23 protein-coding genes, 1 tRNA gene and 1 pseudogene are annotated in these 21925 nt (G+C 56.9%); 9 read left to right on the plus strand and 16 right to left on the minus strand.

Annotation, left to right across the window (positions count from 1 at the left end):
• Window positions 1–33: 33 nt before the first annotated feature.
• Window positions 34–465, minus strand: coding sequence for a multidrug/biocide efflux PACE transporter (locus tag BM323_RS17235; RefSeq protein WP_008103853.1), 432 nt, complete (start codon window positions 463–465; stop codon window positions 34–36).
• Window positions 466–555: 90 nt separating this feature from the next.
• Here BM323_RS17235 and BM323_RS17240 point away from each other — a divergent pair, with 90 nt between their 5' ends.
• Window positions 556–1425 carry a LysR family transcriptional regulator gene (locus BM323_RS17240; protein WP_008103852.1) on the plus strand — a complete coding sequence of 290 codons (870 nt, stop codon included), beginning with the start codon at window positions 556–558 and terminating at the stop codon, window positions 1423–1425.
• Here BM323_RS17240 and ybaK read toward each other — a convergent pair.
• From ybaK to copA, 3 genes are all read right to left on the minus strand, one after another.
• Window positions 1422–1901 carry a Cys-tRNA(Pro)/Cys-tRNA(Cys) deacylase YbaK gene (gene ybaK, locus BM323_RS17245; protein ID WP_008103849.1) on the minus strand — a complete coding sequence of 160 codons (480 nt, stop codon included), beginning with the start codon at window positions 1899–1901 and terminating at the stop codon, window positions 1422–1424. The genes BM323_RS17240 and ybaK overlap by 4 nt on opposite strands.
• Before the next feature lie 270 nt (window positions 1902–2171).
• Window positions 2172–2972 carry a TraB/GumN family protein gene (locus BM323_RS17250; protein ID WP_008103846.1) on the minus strand — a complete coding sequence of 267 codons (801 nt, stop codon included), beginning with the start codon at window positions 2970–2972 and terminating at the stop codon, window positions 2172–2174.
• A gap of 68 nt (window positions 2973–3040) precedes the next feature.
• On the minus strand, window positions 3041–5551 hold the full coding sequence (copA, locus tag BM323_RS17255; RefSeq protein ID WP_008103843.1) for a copper-exporting P-type ATPase CopA: 2511 nt from the start codon (window positions 5549–5551) through the stop codon (window positions 3041–3043).
• Between the two features lie 95 nt (window positions 5552–5646).
• Between copA and cueR the strand changes: the two genes are divergently transcribed.
• Entirely contained in the window at window positions 5647–6063 is a 417-nt protein-coding gene (cueR, locus tag BM323_RS17260; RefSeq protein ID WP_061717431.1) for a Cu(I)-responsive transcriptional regulator, read from the plus strand.
• Here the strand turns inward: cueR and BM323_RS17265 are convergent.
• From BM323_RS17265 to tesA, 5 genes are all read right to left on the minus strand, one after another.
• Window positions 6039–6500: an NfeD family protein gene (locus BM323_RS17265; protein ID WP_008103840.1), complete on the minus strand. Its 462-nt coding sequence runs from the start codon at window positions 6498–6500 to the stop codon at window positions 6039–6041. The genes cueR and BM323_RS17265 overlap by 25 nt on opposite strands.
• The gene (locus BM323_RS17270; RefSeq protein WP_008103839.1) at window positions 6497–7411 is read right to left on the minus strand and encodes an SPFH domain-containing protein; all 915 of its coding nucleotides are present in this window, start codon (window positions 7409–7411) and stop codon (window positions 6497–6499) included. The genes BM323_RS17265 and BM323_RS17270 overlap by 4 nt, the downstream gene beginning before the upstream one ends.
• Window positions 7412–7474: 63 nt before the next feature.
• Window positions 7475–8329, minus strand: coding sequence for a co-chaperone YbbN (locus BM323_RS17275; RefSeq protein ID WP_008103837.1), 855 nt, complete (start codon window positions 8327–8329; stop codon window positions 7475–7477).
• Window positions 8330–8408: 79 nt separating this feature from the next.
• Window positions 8409–9182 (minus strand): SDR family oxidoreductase, encoded by a 774-nt coding sequence (locus BM323_RS17280; RefSeq protein WP_008103835.1) that lies wholly within the window; start codon window positions 9180–9182, stop codon window positions 8409–8411.
• A gap of 31 nt (window positions 9183–9213) precedes the next feature.
• A complete protein-coding gene (gene tesA / locus BM323_RS17285; protein WP_175501722.1) occupies window positions 9214–9840 on the minus strand; it encodes a multifunctional acyl-CoA thioesterase I/protease I/lysophospholipase L1 in 627 nt (208 codons plus the stop codon).
• On the opposite strand from tesA, the gene ybbA reads away from it, so the two are divergent.
• The 3 genes from ybbA to BM323_RS17300 all read left to right on the plus strand — a co-directional run bounded on the left by ybbA (window position 9808) and on the right by BM323_RS17300 (window position 13734).
• Window positions 9808–10494, plus strand: coding sequence for a putative ABC transporter ATP-binding protein YbbA (gene ybbA, locus BM323_RS17290; protein WP_008103831.1), 687 nt, complete (start codon window positions 9808–9810; stop codon window positions 10492–10494). The two genes, tesA and ybbA, sit on opposite strands and share 33 nt — an antisense overlap.
• Complete coding sequence (ybbP, locus tag BM323_RS17295) at window positions 10491–12908, plus strand: putative ABC transporter permease subunit YbbP (protein ID WP_008103829.1); 2418 nt, start codon at window positions 10491–10493, stop codon at window positions 12906–12908. Before ybbA ends, ybbP begins: the two co-directional genes overlap by 4 nt.
• Window positions 12909–12990: 82 nt before the next feature.
• The gene (locus tag BM323_RS17300) at window positions 12991–13734 is read left to right on the plus strand and encodes a class I SAM-dependent methyltransferase (protein ID WP_091004141.1); all 744 of its coding nucleotides are present in this window, start codon (window positions 12991–12993) and stop codon (window positions 13732–13734) included.
• Window positions 13735–13853: 119 nt separating this feature from the next.
• Here BM323_RS17300 and purK read toward each other — a convergent pair whose 3' ends face one another.
• From purK to ppiB, 4 genes are all read right to left on the minus strand, one after another.
• On the minus strand, window positions 13854–14918 hold the full coding sequence (gene purK / locus BM323_RS17305; RefSeq protein ID WP_008103825.1) for a 5-(carboxyamino)imidazole ribonucleotide synthase: 1065 nt from the start codon (window positions 14916–14918) through the stop codon (window positions 13854–13856).
• Window positions 14915–15424: a 5-(carboxyamino)imidazole ribonucleotide mutase gene (gene purE, locus BM323_RS17310; RefSeq protein WP_008103823.1), complete on the minus strand. Its 510-nt coding sequence runs from the start codon at window positions 15422–15424 to the stop codon at window positions 14915–14917. Before purE ends, purK begins: the two co-directional genes overlap by 4 nt.
• Window positions 15425–15555: 131 nt before the next feature.
• Window positions 15556–16272, minus strand: a complete 717-nt coding sequence (locus BM323_RS17315) for a UDP-2,3-diacylglucosamine diphosphatase (protein WP_008103822.1) — start codon at window positions 16270–16272, stop codon at window positions 15556–15558.
• Complete coding sequence (gene ppiB, locus BM323_RS17320) at window positions 16272–16766, minus strand: peptidylprolyl isomerase B (protein WP_008103818.1); 495 nt, start codon at window positions 16764–16766, stop codon at window positions 16272–16274. The genes BM323_RS17315 and ppiB overlap by 1 nt, the downstream gene beginning before the upstream one ends.
• Before the next feature lie 271 nt (window positions 16767–17037).
• Here ppiB and cysS point away from each other — a divergent pair, with 271 nt between their 5' ends.
• A complete protein-coding gene (cysS, locus tag BM323_RS17325; RefSeq protein ID WP_091004144.1) occupies window positions 17038–18423 on the plus strand; it encodes a cysteine--tRNA ligase in 1386 nt (461 codons plus the stop codon).
• A gap of 33 nt (window positions 18424–18456) precedes the next feature.
• Entirely contained in the window at window positions 18457–19578 is a 1122-nt protein-coding gene (locus tag BM323_RS17330) for an AAA family ATPase (protein WP_008103814.1), read from the plus strand.
• A 34-nt stretch (window positions 19579–19612) separates the two neighbouring features.
• Here BM323_RS17330 and ybcJ read toward each other — a convergent pair whose 3' ends face one another.
• The gene (ybcJ, locus tag BM323_RS17335; RefSeq protein WP_007890771.1) at window positions 19613–19825 is read right to left on the minus strand and encodes a ribosome-associated protein YbcJ; all 213 of its coding nucleotides are present in this window, start codon (window positions 19823–19825) and stop codon (window positions 19613–19615) included.
• Entirely contained in the window at window positions 19825–20691 is an 867-nt protein-coding gene (folD, locus tag BM323_RS17340) for a bifunctional methylenetetrahydrofolate dehydrogenase/methenyltetrahydrofolate cyclohydrolase FolD (RefSeq protein WP_036648219.1), read from the minus strand. The genes ybcJ and folD overlap by 1 nt, the downstream gene beginning before the upstream one ends.
• A gap of 175 nt (window positions 20692–20866) precedes the next feature.
• Between folD and BM323_RS17345 the strand changes: the two genes are divergently transcribed.
• Together BM323_RS17345 and BM323_RS17350 are read left to right on the plus strand one after the other, a co-directional pair.
• Window positions 20867–21370, plus strand: coding sequence for a DUF1198 family protein (locus BM323_RS17345; protein ID WP_008103811.1), 504 nt, complete (start codon window positions 20867–20869; stop codon window positions 21368–21370).
• Window positions 21371–21465: 95 nt separating this feature from the next.
• A tRNA-Arg gene (locus BM323_RS17350) sits at window positions 21466–21542 on the plus strand.
• A 17-nt stretch (window positions 21543–21559) separates the two neighbouring features.
• On the opposite strand, the pseudogene BM323_RS17355 reads toward BM323_RS17350, so the two are convergent.
• Window positions 21560–21862, minus strand: a pseudogene (locus tag BM323_RS17355) (tyrosine-type recombinase/integrase); the annotation flags it as partial.
• Window positions 21863–21925: the final 63 nt, after the last annotated feature.

The raw sequence follows: 21925 nt of genomic DNA on the forward strand, positions 1-21925 counted from the left end.
CGCCATTCATGGCGACCTTTTTCCAGATGCACCTCAAGCCTGACAGGATTTCTGCGTCACCCAACGGTGGCGCAACTTATCCCACATCCAGTTGTAAACCATGGTGTAGGGCAGGAAGAACAGGAAGAACGCCACTTCCAGCACAAAGGCTTCCAGCAGCGAAATATTCAGCATCCAGGCGGCAATCGGCAAGCCAATCAGGATAAACCCGCCTTCAAAACCCAGCGCATGCATCGCGCGTAAACCGAATCCGCGTTTGACCTGCGGCGGCCAGATGCGATCAAAACCGCTGTTATAGATCATGTTCCACAGCATGGCGACGGTCGACAGCATGATCGCCAGCGCGCCCATCTGAAACAGCGGTTTCTCCATGATCCAGGCAGCCAGCGGCGCAACAGTGATAAGTGCCAACCCTTCAAAGCCTGCGGCATGACAAAAACGTTCTTTCAGCGAACGGGTACGCATATAAACCTCCTTATTAGTGATAACCCGCATTTTCGCACTGTGTGATGCTAAGATAAAATGATCACCTATCGATAAAAGCGATGGTTCACCATGAAGTATTCCCCGGAATCCCTTGAAGCGTTTGTACAAACCGTGGCCAGCGGATCCTTTTCGGCGGCGGCGCGTGCATTGGCTAAAAGCCAGTCCACCATCAGTAACGCGATCGCGAATCTGGAAGATGATCTCGGTTTCACGCTGTTTGATCGCAGCGGACGTAATCCGGTATTAACCGAATATGGTCAGCGCGCCTTTGCGCAGGTGCAGCAAATTCTGGCCGCCAGTCAGCGGCTGGACGAACTGGCAGAATGCCTTACCGATGGCGTCGAGCCGCGTCTGAGTCTGGCAATTTCCGACTTTTGGCAAGCCGATCATCACGTCACTTTGCTCACCCGTTTTGCTGAGCTTTATCCCGAGATCGCCTTCGAATGCATGATCGCCGAGGATGAAGATGTACTCGATCTGTTACAGGCTGGACGCGTGCATCTTGGCGTGGTGCGGGCGCAGCCGAAGCTGCCGACCGATTTGGCGATGGCGCGTTTACAGGTTGGCGCGCAGATGGCGATCTATCTGCATCAGGATCATGTTTTATCGCAGCTGGAGCAGGTGAGTGACGAGCAGCTAAGCCAATTACGTCAGCTGCGGCTCAATACCTGGGTGCAAAATCGCGACCCTTTGCCCGCCGGACGCGTGTGGTCGGCGCCATCTTATTTGTTGCTGTTGGAGATGGCAGAGCAGGGTTTTGGCTGGAGTATATTGCCGCGCTGGCTGGTGGAGCAGTTTGGGCATCAGGTGTTGAAGGAGTTGCCGGTGCCTGGCTGGCCGCAGCATATTGCGGTTGATGTGGTGTGGTCACGACGTAATCCGCCGGGACCGGCCGGGCGCTGGATGATCGATCAACTCTGCGCCCAGCAGCCCGATTAATCGCGCCGCGCGATGTCGGCCAGCGGCGCGTCCAGCAGGCGAGACAAATCTTGTGCCGCCAACTCCAGATCCAAGCCGCGTTTGCCGCCGGAGATAAAGATGGTGGCAAACTCCGCCGCTTGCTGATCGATCACCGTTGGCAGACGTTTTTTCTGTCCTAACGGGCTGATGCCGCCCACCAGATAACCGGTCACGCGCTGTGCCAGCTGCGGATCGGCCATATCCGCTTTCTTCGCGCCCAGCGCTTTGGCGACCTTTTTTAGATCCAGCTGAGTTGAGACTGGCGTCACCGCAACCGCCAGCGCTTTGGCATCGCCGTTGAGCGACACCAGCAAGGTTTTGAACACCTGACGTGCATCCAGATTCAGCTTACGCACCGCTTCATCACCAAAATTGGTTTCATGGCTATCGTGGTCGTACGGATGCAGGGTAAAGGTGACTTTTTGTTTTTCCAGAAGTTTTACCGCAGGCGTCATGATCGGTCCTTGTTAGGAAAATTCTTATTTCAGTTTTGATGGAAAAACAGTGGCGAAATTCTGAACTTTGCGCGAGAATTGGCCCGCGCCAGCAAGAGATTGTTGGTGATAACCAAAATCATAAACAAATTCCTCTTTGACGGGCCAATATAATTATTGGCCTTCTTTTTTTGTATTTTGAGCACATCTGGAATGTAGGTCGCCATTAATGGCGACCCTACGGATGTTTGGTGCGTTTTTGTAGAGGCGCCATTTATGGCGACCAATAAGTTAACCCTTCAGCAAATCCGGCAGATTATCATCGCCATACAGATGTAGCGCGCCCACCGCCACCACATAACGCCCTTTCGGTAACGCCAGCAGCAACTCGCGCCAGTGCTGATTACGATTGCGCATCAGTGTGTCGTTCAGCTCGCTGCTGAAAGTGGTTGGCAGCGCGACCGGTTGCTGGGTCGGCGGCGCATCCAGCCACCAGCTGATCATGGTTTGCAGCAGACGCGCGTTGGTATGCCAGTGTTCCAGCGTATCCAGCAACAGCGGCAAGCCATCCTGCGGCAGCGATTTCAGCAGGGCGATCTGCGTTTCCGGACCTTCCAGCTCGATAATGCGTTTGTTGGCCGCTTTGGCCGCCTGCAACAGCTGATAATCGATACCAAACTGCGGGCGCAATCCCAGCCGCTGCGCCTGTTGCGCCTGCAACATCAGCGCGATCTGCCAGAACGGCAGCGTATCGAACAGGCTCAATGACAGCGAAAGTTCATCGCATAAGGCCTGCAGACGCTGTAGCACCTCGTCGTCGAGCCGCATGGCCAGCGGCGGATGTTCATCATCATTGCTGAACGGCGATCCGCCTTGAGTGATATCGGCTTCGACAATCAGCGCGTCGGCTTTATGCAGCTGACGCAACAGCCCGGCAGGTAACGGCTGCATGTCGCGTGTGCCCATATGAATGCTGCCCGCCAGATGCAAACGACGATCGCCCAGCTGGATATCCATCGCCGGCCAGCTGTAGCTAGCCGGGAAAAGGGTCGCGATCCGTTGTTGGATGCTGTGCCACAGACCGTGTCTCATTCCCTGTCCTTTTTAAGGCAAAAAACCATGCTAGCGATTTCATCCGATGAAAAACAGGGCTGTAATGGCTATTGCCGTTGCGCGGGTTTGAAGCGCAACAATCGGTTGGCGTTGCTCACCACGGTAATTGATGACAGCGCCATCGCCGCGCCCGCGACAATCGGGCTCAGCAGCATGCCGGTAAACGGATAGAGCACGCCCGCCGCAATTGGAATTCCCAGGCTGTTGTAAATAAAGGCACCCAACAGGTTTTGCCGCATATTGCGCAGTGTGGCGCTGGAGATCGACAGCGCATCGGCGACGCAGTGCAGATCGTTTCGCATCAACGTCATGGCGGCGGTTTCTACTGCCACATCGCTGCCGCCGCCCATCGCAATGCCGACATCGGCTTGCGCCAGCGCGGGCGCATCATTGATGCCATCGCCGACCATCACCACTTTGCGGCCTTGCTGCTGAAGCTGCGTAATGGCCTGCGCTTTGCCATCCGGCAATACGCCAGCGATCACTTCATCCATACCCGCTTCGGCGGCAATCGCCTGCGCGGTTTTCTGGTGATCGCCGGTCAGCATAATCAGGCGATAACCTTGCTGATGCAGACGCTGCAGCGCTGCTTTGCTCTCGGGACGCAAGCTGTCTCGCAGTGCGATCAATCCCATTAGCTGCTGATTATCGGCCAGCAGCACCGGCGTTGCGCCTTGTGCGGCGAAGCGTTCGATGTCGGCCTGCGCGGCGCGATAATTAATCTGCTGCTCATCCAGCAGCGCCTGATTTCCCAGCAGCAGCGTTCTGTCGGCCACTGTAGCGCTGATACCTTTGCCGCGTATTGTACGAAATTGCTTAACCGCTTCGGCGTTCACCGCTGGCGCAGCATCGAGAATGGCTTTAGCCAGCGGATGGCTGGAGCCTTGCTCCATCTGCGCCGCCGCGCTGAGCACCTGTTCGCGATTCCAATCACCATACAGCACGACATCACTGACCTGCGGTGTGCCGCGTGTCAGGGTGCCGGTTTTATCAAACACAATGGTATCGACTTCGCTGGCCCGCTGAAGCGCATCGGCGTCACGCACCAGCACGCCCAGCTCAGCGGCACGTCCGACGCCTGCAATCACTGACATCGGCGTGGCTAAACCCAAAGCGCAAGGGCAGGCGATGATCAGCACTGTCGTCACAATCACCAATGTGTAAGCCAGCTGCGGCTGCGGACCCGCCAGATACCAAATCAAACCACTTAGCAGCGCGATCGCCACCACCACCGGTACAAACACCGCGGAGATACGGTCGGCCAGCCGGCCAATATCCGGTTTGCTGCTTTGCGCCTGGCGCACCAGATTGATAATGCGCGCCAGCGTGGTGTGGCTGCCGGTGGCGCGCGCCACAAAGTGCAGCGTGCCGTCTTGCACCAGCGTACCAGCAAAGATTTTATCGCCCGGCTGTTTGACCTGCGGCACCGCTTCACCAGTCAGCATCGCTTCATCCAGCCAGGCTTCGCCGCTGGCGACGTCACCGTCCACCGGGACGCGATCGCCGGTCACCAGTTTTAGCGTCATGCCGGACTCAACTTCGCTGAGTGGCAGCAGCGTTTCACCTTGATCGCTAATGACCCGCGCCTGCGCCGGGGTTAAATCCAGTAATCGTTCCAGCGCCTTCGAGGCGCGCTGGCGTGCGCGCTGCTCAAGCGCGTGGCCGAGATTGATCAGACCAACGATCATCACGCTGGCTTCGAAATAGAGATGACGCGCCTGATGCGGGAAGAATTCGGGCCACAGGGCGACGCTCATCGAGTAGAGCCACGCCGCGCCAGTTCCCAGCGCCACCAATGTGTCCATGGTGGCGGTACCGTGACGCAAACTGCGCCACGCGCTGCGGTAGAAGTGCCCACCGGCAATCACCATCACCAGTAAGGTGATGACGCCGAGCGTGCGCCACAGCGTTTGGTTATCTGCGCTCAGCATCATGTTGTCGCCGAGCATGCCCCAAATCATCATCGGCACGCCGAGCAGCAATGCCAGCGCTGATTGCCAGCTAAAGCGGCGCATGGCTTGCTGCGCACTGACCTGCTGGCGCTCGCGCCGGGTTTGTTCGTCATCGATCACTTCAGCGGAATAACCGGCCTGATCGACAGCGCTCACCAGCGCTTCGGCGCTTGCATCGCCGATGATCAGCGCGCTGCGTTCACCGAGATTGACGCGTGCCTGACTGACGCCCGACACCTTTTGCAGCGCCTGTTCCACGCGACTCACGCAGCTGGCGCAGCTCATGCCTCCAATCAGTAAGTGATGCACCGCTTCAGTGGATGGTGTCGGTTGCGACTCCGTTGTCAGCGCCTCCGGCGGCGGCTCTGTAGCTGTCAACGGATCAGGCTTTGGGCTGGTTGCGCCGTCTTTTAGTACTGCGTGATAACCGGCTTGTTCAACCGTAGCGATCAGATCGCTGGCGCTCGCCGCACCGGTGACGCGCGCTTCTTGCTGCGTGACGTCCGCCTGTTCTACATCGCTGCGATGCTCCAGCGCTTCTTTGACGCGTTTAACGCAGTGGCCACAGGATAAGCCGTCCAGCGCCAGCAGTTGGGTATGTGACATGGTTAACTCCTCAGGTAATGATTTTGACTGCATGCAAAATTTGCATTAGAACTAAAGCCTAAACCTTCCCCTGAATGGAAGGTCAAGGGGGAAAAATGAATATCAGCGATGTGGCAAAAAAAACCGGACTCACCAGCAAAGCGATTCGCTTCTACGAAGAGAAGGGCGTAGTGACGCCGCCGTCGCGCAGCGACAATGGTTATCGTCATTATGCGGCGCATCATATTGATGAGCTGAATCTGCTGCGTCAGGCGCGTCAGGTGGGATTTACGCTGGAAGAGTGCCGTGAACTGGTGACGTTGTTCAACGATCCCGCGCGCCACAGCGCCGATGTGAAAGCGCGCACCTTGCAGAAAGCCGACGAGATTGCTGCGCACATTGAAGAGTTACATGCGATGCGCGCGCGCTTGCTGGAGCTGGCGGAAGCTTGTCCCGGCGATGACAGTGCCGAGTGCCCGATCATCAATCATCTGGCCGGTTGCTGCCATCAGGCCGATGGAAAGCGCGGCTGAATCATCAGCGTAATGCCGACCACGCCGGTGACAATCACTGGCGTGCCCGCTGGCAGATCGCTATCCGCCTGCACGCGCCAGCTGCTGTCGCCGATGCGCACGTGACCAAGGCCATTTTTCAGCGCGTTATCCAGCGTCAGCTGCATGCCCATTAACTGGTTGCCGCGTTGGTTAAGCGTGTTGGCGACCTGCGACGATTCGCGATAGCGCATCCAACGATGCCAGAAAAACGCGCTGAGCAGCGTCATCACCGCAAACACAATGCCCTGGCTGGTCCATGAAATGGGAAACAACCATTCAATCAGCGCCACCGCGACGGCGGCTAAGCCACTCCACAGCAGATAACCGCTGGTGCCGAGCATTTCGGCGGCCAGCAGCAGGCCGCCCAACGTCAGCCAGAACCAATGTGGATGCGCAATCAGCTCCATCAGGATCATGGTCGGCGCTCCGTCCGGCTCTCCTTCAGCAACTCACTGATACCGGCAATTGAACCGAGCAGGCTGCTGGCGTCCAGCGGCATCATCACCACTTTGCTGTTGTTGGCTTCGCCAATTTTTTGCAGCGCGTCGGTGTATTTCTGCGCCACGAAGTAGTTCACCGCCTGAATATCGCCGGCGGCTATCGCCTCAGAAACCATGCGCGTCGCCGTGGCTTCTGCTTCCGCCTGACGCTCGCGCGCTTCGGCTTGCAGGAAGGCAGAGGTGCGTTCACCTTCGGCTTTGAGGATCTGCGACTGCTTGTCACCTTCGGCACGCAGAATCGCCGCCTGACGTACGCCTTCTGCGGCAAGAATGTCGGCGCGTTTGGTACGTTCCGCCTTCATCTGCGCGTTCATCGCGGCGATCAATTCCTGCGGCGGGCGCACATCGCGGATTTCGATACGGGTGATTTTCACGCCCCACGGATTGGTGGCTTCATCGACGATATGCAACAGACGCGTGTTGATGTTGTCGCGCTGCGACAGCATCTCATCCAATTCCATGCTGCCGAGCACGGTGCGGATATTGGTCATGGTCAGATTGAGGATCGAGAGTTCAAGGTTGCTGACTTCATAGGCGGCACGCGCCGGATCGACAACCTGGATAAAGCACACCGCATCAATGGTGACGTTGGCGTTGTCTTTGGAGATGATTTCCTGAGAAGGGATATCGAGCACCTGTTCCATCATATTGATTTTACGACCAATACGATCCATAAACGGCACAAGCAGATTGAGGCCAGGCTCCAGCGTTTTGGTATAACGGCCAAAGCGCTCTACCGTCCACTGATAGCCTTGTGGAACAATTTTTACACCGGCCCACACGGTAACGAGTGCGAGCACAATGATGACGGGAATTACCGTTAACATATAACCTCCTGGCTGTCAGATTGTCGGGCCGAGTCGTTCGGCCCGTTTAACGCGCGGTACCGATCAGTACAGCAGCGAGTAAAGCTGGCGGCGATAGCGCGTGGCGAGGGTGTCGCCGGTGCCGAGTGCGGCCAAAATCTCCTGGAACATTTTACGCACCTGGCCGTCACCGACGCTGAGATCGCTTTTCAGGAAGCTGAACAACAACTCCAGCGCTTCCTCATTGCGGCCAACCTGATGCAACTGTAACGACAGTTTAGCAGCCAGCTCGGCATTGGTTGGATCGCTGGCTAACTGCTCCTGCAACAGCTGAATTTCTGGCGTATCGGCGGCCTGCTTTAACAGGTCGATTTGCGAAACCAGGCTCTGATAACGTGTGTCCTGATCCTGCAACGGCACCGCATCCAGCACGGTTTCTGCTTCGTCGCTGCGGTTCAGGGTGATCAGCACTTCCGCCAGCAGGAAACCAATTTCGCTGTTTTTGTTGCTCAGCTGCCAGGCGTCTTTCAGCAGCGGCAGCGCTTCCAGCGGTTTGCCTTCGTGCATCAATTGCATCGCCTGCTGCGCTTTAACCTCTTCTTCACGCGGCAACACTTTTTGCAGCAGGGCGCGAATCGCCTCTTCCGGCTGCGGTCCCTGGAAGCCGTCCACCGGCTGACCGTTCTGGAACAGGTAAACGGTTGGAATGGAGCGCAGGCCAAACTGCGATGCCACCATCTGCTCTTTATCGCAATCCAGCTTCGCCAAAATAAACTGACCCGCATACTCCTGCGCCAGGCGATCCAGCACCGGCGTCAGTTCCAGACAGTGCTGACTGCGTTCGGACCAGAAATAAAACAGCACCGGCAGCTGCATCGACTGTTCTAAGGTCTGCTGCAGGTTGGATTCGTTGATGTCGATAATCAAAGCGTGTGACATGAATACGTCTCTTGTCAGAAAGTGTGTTGAGGATATGGGGGCAAGCTGCCCCGGTTCAAGTTTGATTCTGTGTTGCAGCTTAGTTGCTGCGCAAAATGCGATCCAGTATCCAACCTGGCAGCAGACGTTTCAGCAGACTCATCGCCCAGGCGACCAGCGTCACCGGATAGCGCAGGCGTGGATGTTTGCTCTCTAGCGCGTGGCGCAGCTTCGGCAGAATCGCTTCTGGCGGCAGGGTAAAACGCGCGGCGATGCCCGGATTGCGTACCGGTTTATCCTGCTGGCCCTGATGCACGTTATCGGTGAAACGGGTGCTAATCGGGCCTGGCTCAATCAGGCTGACGCGCACGCCTGAGTCGCGCACTTCGAGACGCAGCGCATCGCTCCAGGCTTCCAGCGCCCATTTGCTGGCGGCATAAGCACCACGACCCGGCGTGGAGATCAGTCCCAGCACCGAGCTGGTATTGACGATGCGCCCGTTGCCGCTGGCTTGCAGCGCGGGCAGCAGGCGCATGGTCAGTTGATGAGTGCCAAACAGGTTGGTGGAAAACTGCTTCTCTAACTGCTGACGCGAAACGCTGCTGAGCGGCCCATATTGACCAAAACCACCGTTGTTAAACAGCGCGTGCAGGCGATGATCGGTGAGTTCCAGCACGCGATCGGCGGCGGCATCGACGCTGGCGGCATCATCCAGATCCAGCTGCACGCCAATAAATCCCAGCGCTTCCATACGTGCCACATCGTCGGCGCGGCGACAGGCGGCAATCACGCGATAGCCGCGCGATAAAAGGTCATTTGCGGCGACCAAACCAATGCCGCTCGAGCAGCCGGTGATGAGAATTGTTCTTTGCATTTTTTTACCCGTTAAAAATCACACGTCTGCATTAATCATGCTTTACTAACGGAGCCAGTTCGGTCGCCATCAAATTGGCGATAAACGGCTGAGCATCCGGATTGGGGTGAATTCCATCCTGCTGCATCCACTCCGGCTTCAGGTAGACCTGCTCCATAAAGAAGGGCACCAGAGGAATGTCGTACTGCTGTGCCAGGCGCGGATAGATCGCGCTAAACGCCTCCGTATAACGACGTCCATAATTGGCCGGTAGACGAATCTGCATCAGCAGCGGCTGCGCTTTAGCGGCCTTCACTTCGTCGATCACTTTGGTCAGATCGGCGGCGATATTCTGCGGTGGGAAACCGCGCAGGCCATCGTTACCGCCCAATTCGATTAACACCCAGCGGGGTTGATGCTGTTTTAATAGGCCCGGTAAACGCGCCAGCCCTTGTCCGGCGGTATCTCCGCTGATGCTGGCGTTCACCACTTTGGGCTGCTGTTGCCACTCTTTATTCAGCAGGCTCGGCCAGGCCGCCGTGGCCGACATGCGATACCCGGCGCTCAGGCTGTCGCCCAATACCAGCAAGGTATCGGCGGCGGCGATGCGGGACACCAGCAGAAGCAATAACAACAGGAAGGGATAATGCCAGCGGAAAACATTGTTGCAGTTCATCATCTTACTAAGTCCGTCGGTCAGGGAGAGCATCAGCTGACCATCCTTACCGGAGTTGAGCTGGTTGTCAAACCAGCTGAGACCATCGCCCTGATTGGCGAGTCCGGCTCTGGCAAATCCACGCTGCTGGGCATTCTGGCCGGACTGGATGACGGCAGCAGCGGCGAAGTGCATCTGCTTGGCCAGCCGCTGCACAGCATGAATGAAGAGCAGCGTGCGGCACTGCGCGCACGCGAAGTGGGCTTTGTGTTTCAATCCTTTATGCTGGTGCCGACGCTGAACGCGCTGGAAAACGTGCAACTCCCGGCGCTGTTGCGTGGCGACAGCGATCGCGAAAGTCGTGCGCAATCGGTGGAGTTGTTAACTTTATTGGGCTTGAAAGATCGTCTGCACCATCTGCCAGCCCAACTCTCTGGCGGCGAGCAGCAGCGTGTGGCGCTGGCGCGTGCCTTTAGCGGCCGTCCCGGTTTACTGTTTGCCGATGAACCCACCGGTAACCTCGACCGTAAAACCGGCGATCGCATCGCCGATCTGCTGTTCTCCCTCAACCGCGATTTTGCCACCACGCTAATTCTGGTGACGCACGATGAACAACTGGCGGCGCGCTGTGACCGCCGCTTACGGCTGCGCGACGGCAAGTTGTGGGAGGAGTCATGATTTGGCGCTGGTTCTGGCGCGAGTGGCGTTCGCCCTCGCTGCTGATTGTCTGGTTGGCGCTCACCCTTGCGGTGGCCTGCGTGCTGGCGTTGGGATCGATCAGCGATCGTATGGAGAAAGGCTTAAGCCAGCAGAGCCGCGACTTTATGGCGGGGGATCGCACACTGCGCACCACCTCGCCCGCGCCGGACGCGTGGCTGAATAAAGCGCGTGAAGAAGGGTTGTCGGTTAGCAGCCAGCTGCACTTTATGACCATGACGTTCGCACAAGAGACGCCGCAGCTGGCGGACGTTAAAGCGGTGGATGATGCCTATCCAATGTTTGGCACGCTGCAAACCGATCCGCCAGGCTTGCGTCCACAAGCGGGCACGGTGTTGGCTGCGCCGCGTTTGCTGGCGCTGCTGAATCTGAAAGTGGGTGATAGCGTGGATGTCGGCGACACCACGCTGCGCATTGCTGGTGAAGTGATTCAGGAGCCGGATGGCGGCTTCAATCCGTTCCAGACCGCGCCGCGTCTGCTGATGAATCTGGCTGACGTGGAGAAAACTGGCGCGGTGCAGCCGGGCAGTCGCCTGAGCTGGCGCTACAAATTCTCCGGCGAACCGGCACCGCTGGCGCGCTATGACAGCTGGATCGAACCACAGCTGAAAGCCGATCAGCGCTGGATCAGCGTTGATAACTCGGAAGATGCGCTGGGCCGCTCAATGCAGCGCGCGCAGCAATTTTTACTGCTATCGGCTTTGCTGACGCTGATGCTGGCGATTGCTGCGGTAGCGGTGGCGATGAGTCATTACTGCCGCAGTCGCTACGATTTGGTGGCGGTGCTGAAAACGTTGGGCGCAACCCGTAAAGCGCTGCAGCGGCTGATTATCGGCCAGTGGCTGGCGGTGCTGCTGCTGGCGGCGATTGTTGGAAGCGCGTTGGGGCAGGGCATTGAAGTGATTCTGCTGCTGATGCTGAAACCGGTGCTGCCGGGCGCGCTGCCTGCGGCGAGTTTCTGGCCGTGGCTGTGGGCGATTGGCGCGATGTTTGTTATTTCGCTGCTGGTGGGTTTGCGTCCGTATCGCTTGCTGATGGCAACGCAACCGCTACGCGTACTGCGCCGGGATGCGGTGGCGAACGTCTGGCCGCTGCGCATCTATCTACCTGCGATGGCGCTGGTGGTGATTGGCTTGCTGGCGCTGCTGATGGGCGGCAGCAAAATGTTGTGGGCGTTGCTGGCGGGCGTGGTGATGCTGGCGCTGCTGCTGGCGTTGCTCGGCTGGGGCACCTTGCTGCTGCTGCGTCGGCTGGTGGTGCGTAATCTGGCGCTGCGCTTGGCGATCAATCGTCTGCTGCGCCAACCGGCGATGACGCTCAGCCAACTGGCGGCGTTTTCACTGTCATTTATGCTGCTGGCGCTGCTGCTGGTGATGCGCGGCGATCTGCTGGATCGCTGGCAACAACAACTGCCGCCAGATAGCCCGAACTATTTCCTGCTGAACATCACCAAAGAGCAGGTGCCACAGGTGCGCGACTTCCTGAGCGGACATCAGCTCAAGCCGGAAACCTTCTATCCGATTGTGCGTGCGCGTCTGACTGAGCTAAATGGCAAAGAGGCCGATCCCAAGCTGGATAACGCGCTAAATCGCGAACTCAATCTGACTTGGCAAGCGGAGCGTCCGGATCACAATCCGCTGATTTCCGGTAACTGGCCGCCGCAGGCCGGTGAAGTATCGATGGAAGTGGAGTTAGCGGATCGTCTGGGCGTGAAGCTCGGCGATACCTTAACCTTCAGCGGCGACACGCAGCAGTTCAGCGCCAAAATTACCAGCTTGCGTAAGGTGGATTGGGAAAGTCTGCGGCCGAACTTCTTCTTTATCTTCCCGCCGGGTGCGCTCGATCAACAGCCACAAACCTGGCTGACCAGCTTCCGCATGGAGAGCAATCCGGCGCTGCTGGCGCAGCTTAATCGCGCATTCCCGACGCTGAGCCTATTGGATATCGGCAGCATGATGCGCCAGATCGGCCAGGTGCTGACGCAGGTGAGTCAGGCGCTGGAAGTGATGGTGGTGCTGGTGACGGTATGCGGCGTGCTGCTGCTGCTGGCGCAGATTCAGGTTGGCATGCGCCAGCGTCGGCAGGAGTTGGTGGTCTATCGCACGCTCGGTGCTAGCAAGCGCCTGCTGCGCGGCACGTTATGGTGCGAGTTTGCGCTGCTTGGCGTGGTGTCGGGGATTGCGGCAGCGCTAGGTGCGGAAGCGGCGCTGTGGGGCTTGCAGCGCAAGATCTTCGATTTCCCGTGGCAGCCAGACTGGACGCTGTGGATCGCCTTGCCGATCGGCGGCGCGCTGCTGCTCTCGCTGTGCGGTGCCTGGTTGGGTATTCGACTGTTAAAACAGAAGGCGCTGTTCAGAAGCTTCAGTGCCGGATAAGCAAAACGACTTGTCTTAAATTTAAGTTCTGGTCTGTGTGAGTCGACTCATCAAAGCAGACCAGACTTATTTAAGGCTAAACATGTCATCTCCACTTATCGTCAAATCCGTTGTTGAAATCGGCTGCTGTAAAGTCTGCCAGGGCGAAGCCACGCTGTATGGTGTGACCGATTTCAATACCATCTGTCATTCGGAAAATGCCAGTCGTTACACTTATCCGCTCACCGGCGTGGCGATTTATTATCATCAATGTCAGACCTGTGGTTTGGTTTATACCCACGCGTGCGATGACTGGACGTCAGCGGATTATGCACAGCACATGTATAACGAGGATTACGGGCAGTTTGATCCTAACTATGAGATCAATCGACCGATGAGAAATCGCGATCTGATTTTGACGTTATTCAAAAAGTATCACGGCAAAAAAATGCTGGATTACGGTGGAGGCACCGGCACGCTGGCGCGCTTAATGCAGGAAGTGGGCATTGATATGGTGGCGTGGGATCCGTTTGTGCCCGGCGATTATCCAGAACTGAATTCTTATGAATTTATGACCAGTTTTGAGGTGTTTGAGCATACGCCGGATCCGCATAAAACGCTGGCAGAAGTGTCAGGTTTTTTGAAAAAAGGCGGGTTTTTTTTCTTCAGCACAGCGACCACTGACGAAGTGAGTCATTTGGGGATGACTGACTGGTATATTGCGCCGCGCACCGGTCATATTACGATTCATTCGGAAGCGTCGTTGAATGCATTGTTCAGTGCACATGGTTTCCAGATTACGCATCTGAATCGCTGGAGCCATGTGGCGATGAAGATGGTGGCATAAAGGAGAGGCCTGATGCCCTCACCCCGGCCCTCTCCCACAGGGAGAGGGAGACAACATGTTAGCTCGATCGGTTCCCTCTCCCTTCGGGAGAGGGCTAGGGTGAGGGAAAAACAGCTGCACTATAACTTCTCAACCGCCCACGCAATTCCGCTCGCATACGCTTCCGGCAGCAGCGGCACCAGCGCATTCAGCGCTGACGCAAGGCGCCCATGATCGCTATCGGTCAGATTAAGATGCCCAACCTTGCGGCCTTCGCGCACCTCTTTGTCGTACCAATGCAGATGCACCAGCGGCTGTTGCAACCACGCCAGGTTCACATCGGTACCAATCAGATTCACCATCACCGACGGCGCAAACACCACCGGTTTTGGCAGCGCCAAACCCAAAACCGCACGCAGATGCAGCTCGAACTGGCTGATTGACGCGCCATTCTGCGTCCAGTGACCGCTGTTGTGTACGCGTGGAGCCAGTTCGTTGATCAGCAAACCTTCGGGCGTAATGAAACACTCCATCGCCATCACGCCAACATACTTCAGCTCATGCATGATGGCGCTGAGCATCGCTTCTGCCTGCTGTTGCTGTGCGGCATCGGCCTGTGGGAACGCCACGCTGGTGCGCAGAATGCCGTCCTGATGCAGGTTATGCGTCAGCGGATAAAACACCGTGCTGCCATCGTGTCCACGCGCGCCGACCAGCGACACTTCGCCGCTGAAATTAATGCCTTGCTCAACGATGCATTCGCCGTAGCACTCATCTGGCAGCGTGTCGGTTTCATTGGCGCGCAAACGCCACTGACCGCGGCCGTCATAGCCGCCGGTACGACGCTTCACAATCGCCAGTTCGCCCAAGGTGCTGAACACGTTTGGCCACTCGGCTTTATCGGCCAGCAGCTGCCACGGCGCGGTGGCGAGGTTCAGCTGATCGAGCAGCTGTTTTTGCGTCAGGCGATCGGCGAGACGCGGGAAAATATCGCGATTCACAAATGCCGGATGGCTCGCCAGTTCGCGGGTTAACGCGGTTTCCGGCCAGCGCTCAATCTCGGCGGTAATCACGCTTTCAGCGATCGGCAGCGCAGAAGGTTCTGCATCCAGACCCACCGGATAGACCGCGATGCCCAGCGGTTCACCTGCCTGGCGCAGCATGCGGCCTAACTGACCATTTCCTAATACGCAAACCGGCTTCATGCGTCCTCCCGCGGATCCGGGTTGTTCAGCACTTCATCGGTTTGTGTTTGACGCCAGTTGGCGATGCGCGTTGACAGCGCGCTGTCGTGGATCGCCAGAATCTGTGCCGCCAGCAGGGCGGCGTTAGCGGCACCGGCTTTACCAATCGCCAGCGTTCCGACCGGAATACCGCGCGGCATCTGCACGATGGAATAGAGGCTATCGACACCGCTCAGCGCCGCACTTTGCACTGGCACGCCCAGCACCGGCACCAGCGTTTTCGCGGCCAGCATGCCCGGCAAATGGGCGGCACCGCCAGCACCGGCGATGATCACCTGAAAACCATTATCGGCTGCGGTTTCCGCGAAGCTGAACAGTTTGTCAGGCGTACGGTGAGCTGAGACCACTTCAACGTGGAAGGGAACATCCAGGCTGTTAAGAATTTCCTCGGCGAACTGCATGGTAGCCCAGTCACTTTTGGAACCCATGACAATGGCGATACGGGCCGGGGCGGCGTTGGATGACATGCGGTCAACTCCTGTGAATATGCAAACGAACCTGGCCGGGCGGGCAGGCGAAGAAGGGCACAGAGAATAGCATGAGATGGCAGCAAGGAAAACGGTTGCGTAGGCGGAAAACGGGCATTTACGCCCGGATTTCAGAAGGGGAATTCGATCAGGCTTACGCCGCTGGCATCAAGCTGAATCATCGATCCGTTCTCATGCCAGGCACCGAGCACCGCGCGCTGGGCGTTTTCGCCGTGCAGCGTGAAGGGATGAATGGCGGGACGATGCGTGTGGCCGTGAATCAGAATCGGCACCTGCTGGCGCGTCATCGCGGCTTCCACTGCGGACTGATTAACGTCCATGATGCTGACCGACTTGTGCTGATTCGCCTGCTTGCTGCCATTGCGCATACGCGCGGCAATGCGCATGCGCAGACGCAGCGGTAACGCGAGAAACAGGCGCTGCAACCAGCGCTGATGCACTTTGGCGCGAAAACGCTGATAGCCTTCATCGTCGGTGCACAAGGTATCGCCGTGCATGATCAACACGCGATGTCCGTAGAGATCGAGTACCTTTTCTTCCGGCAGCAGCATCATGCCGCTAGCCCGCGCAAAACGCTGGCCGAGCAGGAAGTCGCGATTACCGTGGATGAAAAATTTCGGTACCGGCAGCGCCTTGAGCGCCGCAGCGATTTGCTGATGCAGCGGATTAGGATCGTCGTCGCCGATCCAGGCTTCAAACAGATCGCCGAGGATGTAAAGTGCATCGCAGGAACGCGCTTCACCCTGCAAAAAATGCAGAAAACCGGCAGTAATTGCCGGTTCTTCATTACACAGATGCAGATCTGCGATAAACAGCGTGCGCGACATTACTCGCTAACAGTCACTTTCTGGATGACAACGTCTTCAACCGGAACGTCCTGATGCATGCCGCTGCGGCCGGTTTTCACCGCTTTGATTTTCTCAACCACGTCCATGCCTTCAACCACTTCAGCGAACACGCAGTAACCCCAGCCTTGCAGGCTTTCGTCACGGAAGTTCAGGAAGTCGTTGTCTGCCACGTTGATGAAGAACTGGGCAGTGGCAGAGTGTGGAGCCTGAGTACGCGCCATCGCCAGGGTGCCTTTGGTGTTTTTCAGGCCGTTGTTCGCTTCGTTGCGGATGTCTGCTTTGGTATCTTTCTGCTTCATGCCAGGCTCAAAACCGCCGCCCTGAATCATGAAACCGTTGATTACGCGATGGAAGATAGTGTTATCGTAAAAACCTTCCGCGCAGTATTCCAGGAAGTTCTTCACGGTAGCCGGCGCTTTGTCATCGAAAGTTTTAATTACGATATCGCCATGGTTCGTCTGGAAAGTGACCATTATTTTCTTCCTGTCAAGGTTGTCGTCAGTGTCGCTGCCGCGCCTGCAAGGCGGCGAGGCATTTTTGTAGACGCTTCTTATATCACAATTTCCAATAACGCGTCAGTAACCGGACGGCAGTTGGCAACCGAGCGATGCACAAGTCAGAAAAATACGGCACAATAACCGGCTGGTTAGGTTACGTAGGGTCGCCATTTATGGTGACCGTATTAAACCAAATGCACATTTATCACGTTCGAATCCCGCACACGTAAATAAACGGAACCGTTCAATGCTAAAGATTTATAACACCCTGAGTCGACAGAAAGAGGAATTCAAACCCATCCATGCCGGTCAAATCGGTATGTACGTGTGTGGTATCACGGTTTACGACCTCTGTCATATCGGCCATGGGCGTACGTTTGTGGCATTCGACGTGGTGGCGCGTTATCTGCGTTATATGGGCTATCAGCTGAAGTATGTGCGTAACATCACCGATATCGATGACAAAATCATCAAACGTGCCAATCAAAACGGTGAAAGTATTGAAACGCTGACCAACCGCATGATCGCCGAGATGCACAAAGATTTCGCCGCGCTCGGCATTCTGCCGCCGGATCTGGAGCCGCGCGCGACCCGCCATATCGATGAGATCATCGAACTGGTCGGCACGCTGATTGAACGCAATCATGCGTACGTGGCGGACAACGGCGACGTGATGTTCGACGTGCTGAGCGACAAAGATTACGGCGCGCTGTCGCGTCAGGATCTGGAGCAGCTGCAGGCTGGTGCGCGCGTCGAAGTAGCAGATGTGAAGCGCAATCCGATGGACTTCGTGCTGTGGAAGATGTCCAAAGCCGACGAACCAGCGTGGAATTCGCCGTGGGGCAACGGTCGTCCAGGCTGGCACATCGAATGTTCGGCGATGAACTGCAAGCAGCTCGGCACCCATTTCGACATTCACGGCGGCGGTTCGGATCTGATGTTCCCGCACCATGAAAACGAAGTGGCGCAATCCACCTGTGCGCACAATGGTCCGTATGTGAATTACTGGATGCACTCCGGCATGGTGATGGTTGATCGCGAGAAGATGTCGAAATCGCTGGATAACTTCTTCACCGTGCGCGATGTGTTACAGCACTACGATGCTGAAACCGTGCGTTACTTCCTGATGTCGGGCCACTATCGCAGCCAGCTCAACTACGGCGAAGATAACCTCAACCAGGCGCGTGCCGCGCTTGAGCGTTTGTACACCGCGCTGCGTCATACCGATGCCAACGCCACGGCGGCGGGTGGCGAAGAGTTTGAGGCGCGTTTCCGTCTTGCGATGGATGACGACTTCAACACGCCGGAAGCCTATTCGGTGTTGTTCGATATGGCGCGTGAAGTCAATCGCCTGAAAACCGAAGACAAAACCTCCGCTGATGCGCTGGCGGCGAAACTGCGCCAGATCGCTAACGTGCTTGGCATTCTGCAGCAGGATCCCGAGCAGTTCCTGCAAAGCGGTGCGCAGGTAAATGACGATGAAGTGGCGGAAATCGAGCATTGGGTGAAAGCCCGTTCCGATGCGCGTGCAGCCAAAGATTGGGCGCAGGCGGATGTGGCGCGCGATAAGCTCAATGAGTTGGGCGTTATCGTTGAGGATGGACCGCAAGGTTCAAGCTGGCGACGCAAATAACCGGAGAGGGCGAGAAATCGCCCTTTTTTATTGATGGCGATTGAACAGATTCACATTCACGGCTTCCGCTCGGTGCGCGACCTGACACTGCCGCTGCAACAGCTCAACGTGGTAAGCGGCCCAAACGGCTGCGGCAAATCCAACCTGTATAAAGCGGTGCGACTGCTACACGAAGCGGCGAGCGGACGCTTAGCGCTGGCGTTGGCGGAAGAGGGCGGCATCCAGAAAGCGATGTGGGCGGGCGGATTGCGGCGCGGCGATCGTCGCCACGATCCCAAACGTTTGGCATTGGCGGTGGTGATGGACGATATGGATTATCAACTCGATATCGGTTTTCCTGAGCCGCTCGTCACCAGCATGTTCAATCTCGATCCGCTGGTGAAAGAGGAGCGTTTATGGATGAGCGGCCAACGGCGGCGTCCTTCCTCCTGCATCATGCAGCGGCAAAATCAGACCGCCTTTTTGCATAACGTGCAAGGCGAGCGCGTAGCCTATCCGGCGGTGCTGCATCCCGAAGAGTCGCTGTTTGGGCAACTGGGGGAACCGCATCTGTATCCGGAGCTTTCACAGGTGCGTGAAAGGCTACGTCAGTGGCGTTTCTATCATGAATTTGCTGTGTGGCCTGGTTCACCGATTCGTGCGCCGCAGATTGGCGTACGCGCGCCGGTGCTGAGCCATGATGGCAGTAATCTGGCGACGGCCTGGGCCACTATCGTTGAACGCGGTCATTCCGAATTACTGATTGAAGTGATGGCCGAAGCTTTCCCCGACACCGAATTTCACGTTGATGTGCAGAACGGACGTTTTCAGATGCTGATGTCACGGCGTGGGATTTTGCGTCCGCTGGAGAGCGCCGAGTTCTCGGATGGCACGCTGCGGTTTCTTTGCTTGGTGGTGGCGCTGCTCAGCCCGCGTCCGCCAGCGTTTATGGCGCTGAATGAACCGGAGAACAGTTTGCATGAAGACTTGTTGCCCGCATTGGCGCGACTGATTGCTGAAGCCAGCCAGTTCAGCCAACTGTGGATCACCAGCCATTCACCGAAACTGGCCACGCTGATTGCGCAGCATACGGCGGTGAATCATATCGAGCTGGAGCAAATAGAAGGGGAAAGTAGGGTCGCCATTCATGGCGACCGTGCCAATGACTGCACTTAACGTGACGGCGCCACTAATGGCGACCGCCACCTAATTACGCAACAACCGTAATTTTAAAACCTGCAAACTCAACCTTCTGGCCTTCAACAATCTTGCAGCGCTTACGCGTTTCAACTGCGCCATCGACGCGCACTTCGCCTTCCGCGATCACGGCTTTCGCCTGCGCACCGCTTTGCACCCAACCTTCGAGTTTCAGCAGGTCGCACAAATCAACGTGGGCATGTTTACCGAGAGAAAAACTGGCCATTATGCCTCCTCAATGTCGTGAAATTCTTCACACGCCGTCAGCGTGTTTTGGATTAATGTAGCGACCGTCATTGGACCGACGCCGCCTGGAACCGGCGTGATGTACGAGGCGCGCTCAGCAGCTGCTTCGAACTCCACATCGCCCACCACTTTGCCGCTGTCGAGACGATTGATACCCACATCAATGACTACCGCGCCCGGCTTGATCCAGTCGCCCGGAATAAAGCCCGGCTTGCCGACTGCAACCACCAGCAGATCGGCGTGCTCAACGTGATGACGCAGATCTTTGGTGAAACGGTGCGTCACGGTGGTGGTGCAACCGGCGAGCAGCAGCTCCATGCTCATCGGACGGCCAACAATATTCGATGCGCCAACCACCACGGCGTTCAGGCCGTAAGTATCGATATTGTAGCGCTCCAGCAAGGTGACGATGCCGCGCGGCGTACACGGACGCAGTTTCGGCGCGCGCTGGCACAGACGACCGACGTTGTACGGATGGAAGCCATCCACGTCTTTGTCCGGCACGATGCGCTCCAGCACTTTGACGTTATCGATGCCGGCTGGCAGCGGCAGCTGCACCAGAATGCCGTCGATATCGTTGTCGTTGTTGAGCGTATCAATCAGCTCCAGCAGCTCGGCTTCGCTGGTGGTGGCGGGCAGATCGTATGAGCGAGAGATGAAGCCCACTTCATCACAAGCACGACGTTTGCTGGCGACATAGATCTGCGAAGCCGGGTTTTCACCCACCAGCACAACTGCCAAACCGGGTGCACGTTTACCGGCCGCCAGACGCTGCTGTACTTTTTCGGCAACCTCAAGGCGCACCTGCTGCGCAATCGTTTTACCGTCAATAATTTTTGCTGCCATCAGAGAGGAAATCCATCTGTAGAGGGTTAGATCGGGGATGGCGTCTATTCTGTCAGAAGCGCGTGCGGCTGTCAGGTAGAGATTCGCCATCAACGCCGCTTTCCCGATTTTTCGCCGTGGCGCCAGCCCGCATTAGCGCTTATGATGCCCGGCAGTGAATGAGATGGATGACGTGATGATTTGGTTAATTCTCGCCACGCTGGCGGTGGTGTTCGTGGTAGGTTTTCAGCTGCTGACGGCCAGCTCGCGCCATGCGGTGCAGGCGCTCAATAAACGGTTGCAGCTGCCGCCGGTGCATATCGAATCGATGTTGTCGCTGATGGGCAAAGAGGCGGCAAAAGAGTTTACCGACTACATTGCGGGCGATAACGACACGCATCTGCACAATGGCGCAGCGGTGCTGCTGATTTGGCAGGTGTTGATTGTCGATGGCAGCGACGAAAATAGGCAGCGCTGGCACGGCATTTTGAGCCGCGCGGGGTTTTCAGCGTTGATATCGAGGCAACAGCTGTTGCTGGCGTTGGGGTTCTTGCGCCAGCTGGAGCCAGACAGCCAGGAACTGCATGCGCTGCGCGACCAGTACAATGCGCACTTCACTCAGCAAGGGATTGAGCTGGAAGGCGAAACAGAACAGGGCGGGAATCTGGTGTCGTTAAGCGAGTGGCGCAAGCGGCATTAAGGGGTTTTGGTTAATCTGGCAGCACTCCGCTGCTGGTGGGAGGCAAAAACGTTGACGCGCGAGCCGCTGGACGTATAATCCGACCCAATCACTATGCGCCCTTAGCTCAGTTGGATAGAGCACCGGCCTTCTAAGCCGTAGGTCACAGGTTCGAATCCTGTAGGGCGTACCATACAAATCAACGAGTTATCACTCTACTCCCGCTTTCAAATTTTCCCCATGGGACAGATTTGAGACACGACTGCCAAAAATCGCGTCAATTTGTCTCGCATGTTCCGTTAAGTGGTTCGGTGCCAGGTGAGCATAACGCTGCACCATTTCTGTACTCTCCCAGCCGCCCATTTCCTGTAATGCCGACAATGGCACCCCAGCCTGAATAAGCCAACTTGCCCAGATGTGTCTTAGGTCGTAGAAACGGAAATCTCAGATTCCCGTTCTCTTTAAAGCACCCCGCCATGCAGTATTGGAATCAACCCGCAATTTACGCACGTTAGTGGGGGGCGTTTAAAAAGCCCTTCACCGACTGTTGCTCGCTGGCTAGTTTGCTTATGGTTG

The sequence above is a fragment of the Pantoea sp. YR525 genome (assembly GCF_900116775.1).
Classification (GTDB): Bacteria; Pseudomonadota; Gammaproteobacteria; order Enterobacterales; family Enterobacteriaceae; genus Pantoea; species Pantoea symbiotica.